The sequence below is a fragment of the Roseibium sp. genome (assembly GCF_965229775.1).
Lineage (GTDB): Bacteria > Pseudomonadota > Alphaproteobacteria > Rhizobiales > Stappiaceae > Roseibium.
Genome location: NZ_OZ245929.1, coordinates 1,514,419 through 1,527,709, shown reverse-complemented (window position 1 = coordinate 1,527,709; position 13,291 = coordinate 1,514,419). Strand labels below are relative to the sequence as shown.

Below are 13,291 nucleotides of genomic sequence, written 5' to 3'. Positions count from 1 at the left end.
CGCTACCCCCCCTGATTGGTGAATGCCGTTTCCCAGACCGTTGCCGAGCGCATGCCGTGCGGCGTGTCCACCTGGACCTTGGTGCCGTCGTCCCAGTGGGTCATCCTGACCATGCCGATCGCGACATTGGTGCGAAAGTCCGGTGAGTAGGCCGCGGAGCTGACGGTGCCGACCTGTTTGCCGCCGGCGATCACCGGCCACAGGTCGTCGCAGGACGGGACCGGATCACCGTCGATGGCGATGCTGCGGATCTGCCGCACCGGACCTTCAACGGCAACACGCAGCAAGGCGTCGCGGCCAATGCAGCCGATGGCCTGTTGCGTCTGACAGAACTTGCCGAGCCCGCATTCATGCGGCGTGTTGTTGCGGGTCATGTCGTTGCCGTAGGAGAGCAGCTGTCCTTCGATCCGCTCGATCAGGTTGGGACAGCCTGCACGGACATCCATGTCCTCTCCGGCGGCCATCAGGGCGTCCCAGATGGGTTCGCCGAGATGCGTTCCGTCGACATAGAGCTCAAATCCGTCCTGTTTCGAATAGCCGGACCGGGCGAGCACCAGCTTGTGACCCTGGAAGTCGACATAATCGTAGCGGAAAAAGCGGATCGACCGGATCTTCTCGCCGAAGACCCTGGCAACGAGATCTTCCGCCTTGGGGCCCTGAATGGCCAGCGGCGAGACGTCCGGTTCGTCGACATCGACTTCCAGCCGCAGCGCATGCGCCAGTCCCTTGATCCAGAACAGCAGGTCACTGTCGGCCACTGAAACCCAGAACTTGTCTTCGGCGAGCTTCGTCGTGACCGGGTCGTTGAGCATGCCGCCGGTCTCGTCGACCATGGGCGTGTAGTAGCACTGCCCTTCGACCATGTTGGACAGGTCGCGCGGGGTCAGCATCTGTGCAAGCCGCGCGGCATCCGGTCCCCAGAGTTCGACCTGCCGTTCGCATGACACATCCCAGACCTGAACCTTGGATTTCAGGTGATGGTAATCCTCTTCGACGGAATTGAAGACCGTCGGAAGCAGCATGTGATTGTAGACCGTGTAGGCCTTGACACCTGCTGCCTGCACCCGGCGCGAAAACGGCGTGTTGCGCGTGCGGCGGGAAATCGAAAGAGCCGGGACCTGCATGCCGGAACCTCCCTACGCAGCCTGCTCGGCGGCAGGACCTGACCAGTCGATCTGACAGATCTCGGCGCTGCGGCCGTCGAAATCCCAGACCCGCCCATAGGCACGAACGCGGCCCTGGGTGGCCGTGGCGACGGTGATGTCGGGGCCCATCCAGTATTCGGTGTTCGAGATGACCACGTCTTCGTCCGGGCTGGCGCCCGGAACGGGAACGACTTCACCCTTGATGGCCTTGCCGACGACCAGGCGACGGGTCTTGCCTTCATTCGTGTAGGAGACAGGCGCGCGCTCAGCGCCAAGAAACTCGCTGACGAGGACCTTGAAGAGGCCCGTCGTGCCCTTCGCCTGTCCGGAGAAGATCTTCACGAGGCCCTCATACGCGACGTCGCTCGCCCGATCGTCAATAAAAACCGCTGCTTTCCAGTTGCCCCGGGCCATCAGGCCGGGGATCTCGATGAGAAGCCCGATATTCAGGCCGGAGAGGTCTTCCCCCATGTAGTGGCCTTCGTCGATACGCACACCACCCCAGGTTTGACAGTAACCCTCCGTTGGCGGGTGCTTTCCAAGCGAAACAACGCAGGGGCAGAAAACCGTGCAGTTGCAGTTCAATATCAATTCACCGCGTATGGCCCATCCGGACATCAGATTCCTCCGTTCAATAGATCGATAAGTGCCAGGACGCCGACCATCGTCCCGGAAATGATGAGAAAGACGCCCAGCGGTGCGCTGATGCGATTGCCGATCTGCGGCAGCTTTTCCAGTGTCATCAACACCATGGCGAGGCCCATGAAAGCCAGGTTCATGGTCCCGGCGACAAAGGCGAGCAGCATCAAAGCCCAGCAGCAGCCAAGGCAGACGGCACCGAGGCGCAGGCCGAGGCGCAATGCGCCCGTGTGTCCGGGCTGCCAGTGGCTGAAAAAGAATGTCATCGGATTCCGGCAGGCCGAAAGGCAGGCGTTCTTCAGCCGGCTGAACTGGTAGGCGCCTGCAAGAACGAGCAGCAGCGCATTGAGCGGAGCGGATGTCGACTTGCCGGCGCCATCCAGAAGATGAAGATCCGCCAGCTGCACCTGCACATAGGCCGCGGGAACCGCGAATCCGATCCAGACCAGAAGATAGCCGGCGACGAGAACCGCAAGCGAGGTTCCGCTGGCCGAGTCCGTGTAGGTCATGTCGGAATAGGTCTTGAACGCGGGAAATGCCGTCGGTGCCATCATGGCAAGCGACATGAGGGACCACATGGCCGCCACGGACACGAATCCGGCATCGGCGACGCTCCGGGTGCACAGTGAAATCAGGTAGGCGAGCCCGTATTCAGCGGTGGGATGCGGCACGGCAACGGGCACATGCGTGGCAACGAGCAAAGCCCATGCCGCAAGCACGCCGCCGAAAAACATCAGCCACAGTGTCCCGTGGCCGGGCAGAAGACGTGACAATGCCTTCACCCGCTCCTCCCATTTTTTGTTGCGCTACGCTGCGCTTCCATCATTTAAAAGTCAAACATTTAATTGTCTGACATTTGTTTTTTTGCAATTGACCGTTTGGAGAGGTGCAACTAGGTTGTCTGCGTTTCATCTTGAGGGCATGCGAGGGCGTTTTGGCGATTGAATTCGACACGATTCAGAAACAGGGACTTTCGGTCCAGATCGCCAATGCCATTCGTGACGCCATTCTTGAAGGCCGGCTGGCGGGCGAAGAACGCCTGCCGAGCGAAGCCGACCTGGCCGACAGGTTCGGTGTTTCCCGTTCAACGGTCCGCGAAGCGCTCAAACGCCTGGCGGCGCAGAACCTTATCCGGAGCGAGCGCGGCTCGTCCGGTGGCGCATTCGTCAATCGCATGACCTGGTCGGAGGCGCAGGACAATCTCGTGACGACCACGCGTCTGCTGATCGGCATGAATGACATTCCGCTCGAAGATGCGATCGAGGCCCGGTTTTCGCTGGAAGCCGCGGCCCTGCCGCTCGCCGCCGACAAGTGCGCGGAGGACGACCTGACGGCCATGCGCGCGGAGACAAACCGGCAGCGGGATCCCCTGACGAGCGATGAGGAATTCTGCGCATCCGACGTGACGTTCCATTCCACCATCGCGCAGTCGACCGGCAATCCGCTGCTGGCCTTTCAGCTGTCGGCCGCGTTCGAGGCGATGCAGCCGCTGATGAACATGCTTGTCTACCGCCTGCGCGACCGCGAGCGGATCGCGGACTATCACGATGCGCTTCTGAGTGCGCTCAAGGAGCGGGACGCCGTCGCGGCTGCAGAAAGTCTCGAACAGCTGTGCGCCTATACCAAAGAGCTTGCCGCGCAGCGGCGCAAGCCCAAGGCCGGCTGACGTTTTCCATTCGCTTTTGTTCGTTGTCGAAGCCGGCGCGCGGCCGCGTGCCTGCGCGCGGGAGTTGCTTAGCGGAAGCTTATCGGTGAAGGGCAAATTTTTACGAAATGTAATTCGGTGCTCTTAACCAATAATTTTCACAATCCCTCTAACTTCAATGCAGACCGACAGAGTAGCGGCGGGGGATACTGTGAATACTGCGTAGTAATGCTGCCGCAGTGGATTGACCCCGTCAGAGTATAAGCGGCGTGGTAAGAGACAATGTGGTTGCGTAAACAGTCTTCTGCTTTTGCGGTATCGGTGTTTTTGCTGGCAGGTTGCCAGTCCGGAGACCTGGCAAACCTGTCGACCTTCGGCGACAGTGCCGCTTCGAATGACGATCTCTCAAAGGTTGCCTACTACCCTGATGACGAGCTCCTGCAGCTTGCCAGGGTGCAGTTCAAGGAAAAGAACTACGGTCAGGCCTATGCCATCTACAAGCGGGCCGTCGAAGTGTATCCGAAAGACCCGGTCGCGTGGATCGGCTATTCGGCGTCTGCTGACATGATCGGACGGTTCGACAATGCCGACATCGGCTACAAACGTCTTGCACGGATGATACCGAACCGGCCGGAGTACCTGAACAATGTCGGCTACTCCTACATGTTGCGCGGCAATCTGGTGTCGGCAAGGCGATATTTTCTGAAGGCCTATGACATCGACCCGAGCAACCAGACGACTGCCAACAACCTGGAACTGCTGCGCAACAGCACCTCCTTTGCCAATCGCGGTTAGTGAGGGAGCGCGGCGACGTGAACGGGCCCAAGATGACAGGCGAAGCGAACGAAGGCTCCAACGGAGCGGTCAAGGCACCTGCGGCAGGCAAGGATCCCTCACCGGTCGCAGCCTTCCTGCAACGCAATATCCGCATCCTCGTCGCGCTCAATGCCGTCTCCGTCGCGGTGACGATCCTGTTGTTTGTCGGCCTGTTTTTCTCCTGGTCGGCGACGGCGGAACTCAATCAGATCCGCCGCCAGCTTGACGGGCTCCAGGAATTCGAAAAACGGATTTCAGGCAATGTCGCGCTGATGAATACCGGCGTTCAAAGCCGCCTTGCGAAGATGGACCAGCGGCTCAGCCAGATCCAGTCAGGCGTCAGGCTGATGCGGATCGAGCGCGGCGACTCCGACATTCCTGTCGACAACCTGAAGACCAGGGTCGACGCGGATATCGACTTCTTCCATTCGTCGACGGCGACCGCAATGTTCTCACCGGCCCTGTCGGCACAAAGTGTCAACCGGTTCGAGAGCGCGCGCGGCACACCGCGCGTCAGCTTCGCGCGCCCGCCGGCTCCGGTCCAGGAATCAGCCCAGGGATCGGCCCTGTTCCGGCGCGTGGTCACTGCCGACGGCAAGGTGCGCTACGAAAAGCGGTGAGGCCCTTACGGGTACAGCCGACTGTGCCCCAAGCGGTGACTTTGAGCCAAAACCTGACATTCCTTCACACCAGCACCCCTCATTGCAATGGTCGCGTCGCGCGGGTTCAAACCTGGTTTGTTGCCAGATACGATTAGTTCTTCAATTTTTAGGTGTATTGCGGTTGAATTCCTGAGGTCAAAGCTTCAATCGTCAAGATAAAATCATGTCTGAAATCTCGATTAATGAAGTTTCTGCGTGATCACTTTCAGTTTTAAGTTTTTTTTCACCAGCCGTTAATCGTCGGCAACTTAGTATTGATTGTCAGTCGGCGGGGACTCTTTCAATATCTTAGGTATTTTTGCTAGGGTTCGGAAGCAAAATTCACGTCGGCAGTGTTTAAAACTGCGAATTCTGAAGACGAGACCTGACGTGAAGATATCGTCCCTATTGACAATGGTGATCGCGATAGTCGGCATGAGCATCGCGGCTCCGGGCACGGCCAAGGCGCAAGTCGACGAGATGACGCTGGTCGTCAACGGCGGCAGCGTCTCCAAGGTTGTCATGCAGCCCGGAACGACGCGCACCGTGAGAACCAATCGCAAGTTCTCCGATCTCGTGGTCGGCAATCCGGAGACGGCCGATATCGTGCCGCTCTCCGAACAGGTTCTGTACATTCAGGGCAAGGCGCCTGGACTGACCAACATTTCGATCTACGACGCCTCGAAAACGCTGCTCGGGGTTATCGAAGTCCGGGTGCAGCTGAATTTCGACGATGTCGTTCGCGCAATCCGGGCCGTTGCGCCGACCTCTCTCGTTTCCGTTTCCAATATAGGGAACAAGATCCGGCTGAGCGGTTCGGTGAACAATGCCGTGGAACTGACAAAGGTCCTGGAAGTCGCGCAGCAGTTTTCCGAAGCGCCCGTCATCAATGCGCTGAGCGTGCGCAGTCCGCAGCAGGTGGCGCTGGAAGTGCGCGTCCTGGAGGCCAGCCGTTCGATCGGCCGCGATCTCGGCGTGAACTGGGTCGGCCGGTCGGACAATGGAAACGTGAGTACAAGCGGCTCGCGCGTCCAGGTCGGAACCAATGAAGACGGCGGTCTTGTCGCACTCCTGGGCACCGGCGCCAGCGTCGCGCAGCAGGGGGCACTGCCCTTCGGCACCCTGATCGGCAAGGTCCTGGAGACCGCGGGAATCCGGATCGACACGATTATCGACGCACTTGAAGGCAAGGGCCTCGTGCGCCGGCTGGCGCAACCCAACCTCACGACGATCAGCGGCGAGACCGCCCGCTTCCATGTCGGCGGTGAAGTGCCGATCCAGACGGCGGTTTCGAATGCGGGCGGTGTTGCCTCGTCAACAGACTACCGGCCGTTCGGGGTCCGTCTGGAATTCGTGCCGACGGTGCTTGACGCCAGCCGCATCAATCTGCGCGTCATGACCGAAGTCAGCGATATCGACAACTCGATCAACGTGAACGGCAATCCCGGCTTCACGTCGCGGCGCGCGGAAGCGGTGATCGAACTGAAGGACGGACAGAGCTTTTCCATCGCGGGCCTCCTGGAGAATGTCGATACCCGCGACATCAGCCAGCTGCCCTGGCTGGGCCAGGTGCCTGTTCTCGGCGTGCTCTTCCGGTCCACAAGCTTCCAGAAGCGCGAGACGGACCTGGTCATCGTGGTGACGCCCCGGCTGGTCCGGCCGGCGCGCCCGGACGAACCGCTGGCATCGCCGCTCGACAACACGCGGCCCACGAATGACGTCGAGATGTTCGCGCTCGGCCTGCTGGAAGTGAACAAGGACATGCTGCGCAAGTACAAGGAAGGCGATGGTCTCATCGGACCATACGGCCATATCGTCGATCTGGAACTCGAGGATGGTTATGTTTACTCCAAGAACTGATCGGCTTGCGGCTCTCGCGGCAGTGCTCCTTCTCGGCGGGTGCGCCGACTACATGAGCCACCGGGACACGGTGACGGTCGGCGCAGGCAGCGCTATGCAGGCCAATATGGGCATTCACACCGTGCAGCCCTTCCCGCGACAGGCCTACAACACCAACCTGCCGACAGACGGACAGACGGCGGTGAACGCGCAGGAACGCTATCTGACGCCGGGCGACAGCGACGTGGTCACGGCTGCCGGCTCGGAAGCGGCGATCAGCGGCGGCTCCTGACGTTTTCCAAAGTCTTCCGTTTTTTATTCCCTTGCTGTTCCGTTGGAGGCCGAGCACTCCGGCTTCTTCGTCCAGTCTTGTCCAAATCCCACTGAATGCCTGTCGAAAATGACGATGGTGAGGGCAGTTTCTGCGACAAAAGTAGAAATACTTATCCATATTTCAGAATAGTCCAATATATGGACAAATGGTGCGACAACCTGTCTTGTTGTCGAACTGAAGTCTGACATCCTCCCCCGCAACGCACCGGCAGCAAGACCTCGCCGGAGTGACTTGGGAGGATCAAATGACACAAACCGTCATTAAGGGCGCCATGATTTGGAACGGCGTCGCGGACGTCGCCGTTCCGGGAACCGTCGTGGTCGAGGGAAACCGGATAGAAAAGGTTATCGAGGGCACGGAAATGCCGTCCGGCCTTTCGGACAACACGATCGACGGAACCGGTATGACGCTTATGCCGGGCATGGTCGAAGGCCATTGCCATCCGAGCTTCACCGGAATATCCGAACCGACCGAGCTGGGGCAGCTGTGTCCGGAAAAGCACATGCTGCTGACGGCGCAGAACCTGAGACTCCTGCTCAGCCACGGATTTACGTCCATCTTCGAAGCGGCCTCCGCCAAGCCGATGCTGGGTGTGACGGCGCGGGATGCGATCAATGAAGGCCTGATTGACGGTCCGCGCATGATGGCCGGCAGCCCTGAAGTCACGACAACGGCCGGCCTCGGTGACGAGCGCAACCGGCACATCTACCAGGAGAGCTTCGGCCTGGTTGCAGACGGGCCGGATGAAATGCGGCGCGTGGCCCGCGAATGCGTGCGCGACGGTGTCGACGTCATGAAAATCAACATCTCGGGGGACGAATTCGTCAGCCATGCGCGGGCTGAAATCACGCCGACGGAAGACGATGAGCTTGCGGCTTTCGTGAAAGTTGCCCATGCCTTCGACAAGATGGTGGCCGCTCATGCCAGGTCATCCCAGAGCGTCAAGATGGCAGTGCGCCACGGTGTGGATTGCATCTACCACTGCGATTTTGCCGATGAAGAGGCTCTCGACATGCTCGAAGGCGCCAAGGACCGCATCTTCGTCGGTCCCGCATTCGGGCTCGTTCATAACAGCACGCGCGAAGGCGATGTCGTTGGCCTCACCCGGGAGGTGGCCGAAAGCATGGGGCTGTTCCGCAAATTCGAAGCGACTTGCGCGACCTATCACGAAATACGCAAGCGCGGGGTCCGGGTCGTGGTTGGCGGTGATTACGGGTTTTCCGTCACGCCGATGGGGCAGAACGCCCGCGATATCGAGCATTTCGTCCGCTATTTCGGGTATTCGCCCGTCGAGGCGTTGCGTTGCGCCACACATGTCGGCGCAGAGCTCATGGGCCGGAGCGACGAACTGGGCCTCGTCAAGGAGGGCTACCTGGCGGATCTCCTGCTGGTGCGCGGTGACGTGGTGCAGGACGTCTCGCTGCTCCAGAAACAGGACAACCTGGCCATGATCATGAAGGACGGCGTTGCCTGGAAAGATCCGCGTGAGAGCGGGCAGCGAACTCCGGGCCTGATTCAGGCCGCCGAGTAAACACTTCCGAAAATCCCTATCCACGAACGCATTATTATGGAGGAGAAAATGCGTATCAGAACAATTGTGGCTGCGGCCGCATCCCTTTGCCTGTCTGCAAGTGCGGCTCTGGCCGACTATGACGGTGTCCCGAGAACGTTCCTCTGGAACCCGGGGTCCGTGGACATCTTCGATGCCGCGGAATTCAAGAAGGAGGGGCCCTATGTCATCGGGTTCTCTAATGCGTCCATTTCAAACCCCTGGCGTGTTGCCATGCTTCACGGCATCGAGGCAGCAGCCGAGCGGCACGCCGACAAGATCGAGCGTTTCATCATCACGGACGCGAATGACGATCCGTCAAAACAGGCGGCCGACGTTCAGGATCTCATCGCCCAGGGCGTTGATATTCTGTTGATCAGCCCGGCAACCGCCGAGGCGCTCGATCCGGCGGTCCGCCGGGCCAAACGGCAGGGCATCCCGGTGGTTCTGGTCGACCGCCAGGTCTCGTCCGACGAGAACTACATCACGTTCGTGACCGCGTCCGACCAGGCGCTGGGCCGCATTTCCGCCCAGTGGCTCGCGGAGAAGCTCGGCGGCGAAGGCAAGGTTGTCATGCTTGGCGGACTGGCCGGCGCCTCGCCTGCGGAAAACCGGATCAAGGCGGCAATGGAAGTGTTCAACCAGTTCCCCGGGATCGAGGTTCTGGAAACGCAATACACATCCTGGTCGCCCGCGAACGGCAAGACCATCATGTCCGCCCTGATCCAGAAATACGGCGACGAGATTGCAGGTGTCTGGGCTGACAGCGGTCTGCAGGGCTCCGGGTCCATCGAAGCGTTTCTTGCTGCAGGGTACGAAGCCGGAAAGATCCCGCCGCACACGGGTGGCGACTTCAACGCCATGTATCAGCTCTCGGTGCAGAACGATGTTCCGATGATCGGTATCGATTATCCGCCGGCGATGGGGGCCGAGGGGTTCGAAGTCCTGTTCGATGTGCTTGACGGCAAGGGCATTCCCCGCCGGATCGAGGTGAACCAGCAGGTGGTCGTTTCGGAAGGTCACGAGACCCCGTCGGTGAAGGCCGATGTTTTCACCGCCGACTATGCGCTGATGGACAAACCGGGATCGGTCATCATGTCGTCGGGCGTCGGCGCGGACTACGATCCGGCAACCTTCACCGCTAATTATCCGAAATAGGCTCCGCACCGGGCGGCCTCGGCCGCCCGGTAAGGGAAGATCGGGGCGGCTTCGGCCGCCCGGTCACGGTGGATCGGGAGGAGACCAGGTCATGTCTGAGCCGGTACTGGCCGCGCGTGCGCTGTCAAAGTCATTCGGGCCGAACGAAGTTCTGAAAGGTATTGAATTCGAGGTTCACGCGGGCACGTCGGTGGCGCTATGCGGTGAGAACGGGGCGGGAAAATCGACCCTCATCAAGTTGCTGACGGGTCTCTATCACCCGACATCCGGTCACGTCGAATTCAACGGAAAACAGGAAGACTGGTCCAGCCCGAGGGCGAGCCTTGATGCAGGTATTGCCGTTGTCCACCAGGAATTTTCCACAATCGGCGCACTCAGTGTCGCCGAGAACATTTTTCTCGATGCCGAACCACGGACCCGGTTCGGCCTGATCGACCGCAAGGCTCTGGTTGCCCAGGCAGAGGTTCTGCTGGACAAGCTCGGGATCCATCTGTCCGCCAGATCCCTCGTTGATGATCTGAGCGTCGCGGACAAGCAGATGGTCGAAATCGCGAAGGCGCTTCGATCGGATGCCAGCGTTCTCATCCTTGACGAACCGACGGCCGTGCTGTCGCAGAACGAGACCCGGCATCTCTTCAAGATCATCAACGAGCTGCGAGCACGGGGCCTCGGCATCGTGTACGTGTCGCACCGGCTGGACGAGATCTTCGAGATCTGTACCGACATCACGGTGATCAAGGACGGTGTGGTCACATCACAGGGGCCGGTTGCCGAATACACGCATGATACGGTTATCGCGGCGATGGTCGGGCGAGAGCTTGGGAACCTTTTCCCGGAAAGAGCTCAAGGTGCCGAAACCGGAGCCCCAATGCTGGAGATCAGGGATCTCGTCGTCGCCGAAGGTCTGCCACCGGTCAGCTTCGAGGTGAGAGCGGGTGAAATTCTCGGACTGGCCGGACTGGTGGGGTCCGGCCGGACGGAGCTTGCGCTTGCCATCTATGGCGCAGAAGCCGCGAACGGGTGCGTCCTGATCGAAGGCGAGCCGCTGGATTACCGGTCTCCTTCAAACAGTATCGATGCCGGCATACTCATGCTCACCGAAAGTCGGAAGGACGACGGGTTGTTCTTGAACAGCTCGGTCGCGCGCAACTTCGCCGCGACCACGCCCGGACACGGGGTTCATCCCGCACGTGTCGCCATCGGACACGAGGAAGCCCGGGCCCGAGTCATGAAGGAACGCTTTGGCGTCGTGGTCGACAATGTCGGTCTGCCAATCTCGGCCCTTTCGGGCGGCAACCAGCAGAAGGTTCTGATTGCGCGCCTCCTGGAAAACAGGCCCAAGGTCCTCATTCTCGACGAACCGACACGCGGGGTTGATGTCGGCGCCAAGTCCGAGATCTACAAGATGCTCCGGCACCTGGCCGACGAAGGTATGGCGATCCTCGCGATCTCATCGGAACTGATTGAAATTGTCGGGCTTTGCGACCGGGTCTTCGTCATGCGCGATGGAGAGCTGGCCGCGGAACTGACGTCTCAGGAGATATCGGAAGAAGCGATCATGAGCGTCGCGGCGGCCGAAACCCCGAGCCACCACGGAGTTGCCTCCAATGGATGATGTTATTCGCATGACGCGCGCGCAGCCGGTGCATCTGGTTGTGCTGGCGCTTATAGGCCTGGTTGTTCTTGTCGGAATGTACAGTTCCGACCGGTTCGCCACGCCTCTCAACTTCGCCAATGTCCAGGATCAGATGGTCGCCCTGGCGATCGTCGCACTTGCGCAGACCATCGTCATTCTTTCCGGCGGGATCGATCTGTCCTATGCCGGAGCACTTGGCCTTCTCACGGTCGTGTTTGCCTCGATCGCAGGTGAAGACCCCGCCAGCTTTGCGGCCGCGATCGCCGTTGTTCTCAGCCTCGGCGTATTTATCGGCGCGGTGAATGGCGGGATCGTCACGTTTGTGGGCATCCATCCGCTGATCGTGACCCTCGGAACGTCGACCATCCTTTCGGGGCTGGCACTGCTGATCACGCGCCAGCCGACGGGATCCGTCCCCCTGTTCTTTGAAGACCTCGTCTACGGGCGTATCGGCATGATCCCCTATGGCACGATTTTCACGCTCTTTCTTTATGTACTGGCCGGCTTCCTGCTTTGGAAAAGCCGCCTCGGGCTCAGGATCTACGCGATCGGCGATAACGAACAGGCTGCGTCGATATCGGGCGTTCCGGTCAAGTCGACAAAGCTGATCGTCTATGCCCTTTCCGGGTTCCTCGCCGCGGTCACCGCGATCTACATCTGCGGCCGCTTCGGCGTGGGCGATCCGAGAGCCGGCGTCGGTTTCGACCTCAAATCGATCACGCCGGTCATTGTCGGCGGAACGTTGCTGGTCGGCGGCCGCGGTGGGGTTCTGGGAACCCTGCTTGCCGTGATCGTTCTGGCGCTGCTCGCCAATGTCCTGAATTTCATGAACGTTTCCAGCTTCTACCAGTGGATCGCGGAAGGACTGATCATCATCGCCGCCGTTTCCATCTTCGTCGGGAGAAAAAGCAAATGAGCATGACGGCGCTTTTCGAAAAAAACAGCGACACGGTCCGGGCGCAGCAGAACCGGGAACTGCTTCTGCTCACCGGGTTCCTGGTCGTCATCTGGGCGGTCACGACGGCCCTGTCGCCAAGGTTCCTGAGCCCGGCCAACCTGAGCGACATCCTGCTTCAGGCCGCACCACTCGGCTTTGTGGTGATCGGGCAGATGATCGTCATCATCGTGCGCGGCCTGGATCTGTCGGTCGCTTCCATCATGGCCACCGTGGCGGTTCTTTCCATCGGGTTGAATGACAACACGGTCGTGATCTTTGCCGTCGGCATTCTGCTCGGCGCGCTGATCGGCGGCATCAACGGGTATCTTGTCGCCTATCGCGGCGTGACCCCCTTCCTGGCAACGCTTGCCACGATGATCGTGCTGCAGGGGATCCGGTTTGCCTATACGGGCGGCGCGCCCGGCGGCACCTTGCCGGAAACATTCCGCTGGCTTGCGACGGGTGATCTGTTCGGCATTCCCGTCGCGCTGATCCTGCTGGCAATTGTTGCTTTCGCCGCGCACTGGCTCCTGGAATACACGGTTTACGGGCGGCGCCTGAAACTTTACGGCGACAATCCGGATGCGGCCTACATGACCGGTGCGCCGACCCGGCTGCTCGTGGTCAGCGCCTTCATGATTTCAGGCGTGCTCGCCGGATTGGCCGGTCTTGTTCTGGTCGGATATGTCGGGATCGTCGACAACTGGACCGGGCGCGGCTACGAACTCGACAGCATCGCCGCGGCCGTCATCGGCGGCGCGGCGCTGAGCGGCGGCAAGGGAAGTGTTCCAGGGGTTCTGCTGGCAACGCTCGTGCTTGTCTCGCTCTTCAACATCGTCGTTATCCTCGGTCTGTCCATAGAGTTGCAACTCGTCATCAAGGGGAGTTTGATCTTGCTGGCGGCGGCTGTTTACATGCGGCGGTCACGACGTTGATACGAGGCTGAGGGAAA

13 protein-coding genes are annotated in these 13,291 nt (G+C 60.2%); 10 read left to right on the top strand and 3 right to left on the bottom strand.

From position 1 onward, the window contains the following. Positions 1-2: 2 nt before the first annotated feature. The 3 genes from ACO07N_RS06845 to ACO07N_RS06835 are packed head-to-tail and all read right to left on the bottom strand — an operon-like array spanning position 3 to position 2,566. Positions 3-1,124, bottom strand: a complete 1,122-nt coding sequence (locus tag ACO07N_RS06845; protein ID WP_421980304.1) for a dimethylsulfoniopropionate demethylase — start codon at positions 1,122-1,124, stop codon at positions 3-5. A 12-nt stretch (positions 1,125-1,136) separates the two neighbouring features. After that, a complete protein-coding gene (locus tag ACO07N_RS06840; protein ID WP_421980303.1) occupies positions 1,137-1,763 on the bottom strand; it encodes a DUF1326 domain-containing protein in 627 nt (208 codons plus the stop codon). Further along, positions 1,763-2,566 carry a DUF2182 domain-containing protein gene (locus ACO07N_RS06835; protein WP_421980302.1) on the bottom strand — a complete coding sequence of 268 codons (804 nt, stop codon included), beginning with the start codon at positions 2,564-2,566 and terminating at the stop codon, positions 1,763-1,765. Before ACO07N_RS06835 ends, ACO07N_RS06840 begins: the two co-directional genes overlap by 1 nt. A gap of 152 nt (positions 2,567-2,718) precedes the next feature. Between ACO07N_RS06835 and ACO07N_RS06830 the strand changes: the two genes are divergently transcribed. The 10 genes from ACO07N_RS06830 to ACO07N_RS06785 all read left to right on the top strand — a co-directional run bounded on the left by ACO07N_RS06830 (position 2,719) and on the right by ACO07N_RS06785 (position 13,274). Then, positions 2,719-3,450 (top strand): FadR/GntR family transcriptional regulator, encoded by a 732-nt coding sequence (locus ACO07N_RS06830; protein ID WP_421980301.1) that lies wholly within the window; start codon positions 2,719-2,721, stop codon positions 3,448-3,450. 261 nt (positions 3,451-3,711) lie between these two features. Next, on the top strand, positions 3,712-4,224 hold the full coding sequence (locus ACO07N_RS06825; RefSeq protein ID WP_421980300.1) for a tetratricopeptide repeat protein: 513 nt from the start codon (positions 3,712-3,714) through the stop codon (positions 4,222-4,224). A 17-nt stretch (positions 4,225-4,241) separates the two neighbouring features. Next, complete coding sequence (locus ACO07N_RS06820; protein WP_421980299.1) at positions 4,242-4,865, top strand: hypothetical protein; 624 nt, start codon at positions 4,242-4,244, stop codon at positions 4,863-4,865. 435 nt (positions 4,866-5,300) lie between these two features. Next, on the top strand, positions 5,301-6,746 hold the full coding sequence (locus tag ACO07N_RS06815) for a type II and III secretion system protein family protein (protein WP_421984389.1): 1,446 nt from the start codon (positions 5,301-5,303) through the stop codon (positions 6,744-6,746). Continuing rightward, a complete protein-coding gene (locus ACO07N_RS06810) occupies positions 6,727-7,017 on the top strand; it encodes a hypothetical protein (protein WP_421980298.1) in 291 nt (96 codons plus the stop codon). Before ACO07N_RS06815 ends, ACO07N_RS06810 begins: the two co-directional genes overlap by 20 nt. Positions 7,018-7,303: 286 nt before the next feature. Beyond that, positions 7,304-8,590 (top strand): amidohydrolase family protein, encoded by a 1,287-nt coding sequence (locus ACO07N_RS06805; RefSeq protein WP_421980297.1) that lies wholly within the window; start codon positions 7,304-7,306, stop codon positions 8,588-8,590. A 48-nt stretch (positions 8,591-8,638) separates the two neighbouring features. Next, entirely contained in the window at positions 8,639-9,766 is a 1,128-nt protein-coding gene (locus ACO07N_RS06800) for a substrate-binding domain-containing protein (protein WP_421980296.1), read from the top strand. 91 nt (positions 9,767-9,857) lie between these two features. Next, on the top strand, positions 9,858-11,381 hold the full coding sequence (locus ACO07N_RS06795) for a sugar ABC transporter ATP-binding protein (protein ID WP_421980295.1): 1,524 nt from the start codon (positions 9,858-9,860) through the stop codon (positions 11,379-11,381). Then, positions 11,374-12,318: an ABC transporter permease gene (locus tag ACO07N_RS06790; protein WP_421980294.1), complete on the top strand. Its 945-nt coding sequence runs from the start codon at positions 11,374-11,376 to the stop codon at positions 12,316-12,318. The genes ACO07N_RS06795 and ACO07N_RS06790 overlap by 8 nt, the downstream gene beginning before the upstream one ends. Beyond that, positions 12,315-13,274, top strand: a complete 960-nt coding sequence (locus tag ACO07N_RS06785; RefSeq protein ID WP_421980293.1) for an ABC transporter permease — start codon at positions 12,315-12,317, stop codon at positions 13,272-13,274. The genes ACO07N_RS06790 and ACO07N_RS06785 overlap by 4 nt, the downstream gene beginning before the upstream one ends. The last annotated feature ends 17 nt before the right edge of the window (positions 13,275-13,291 follow it).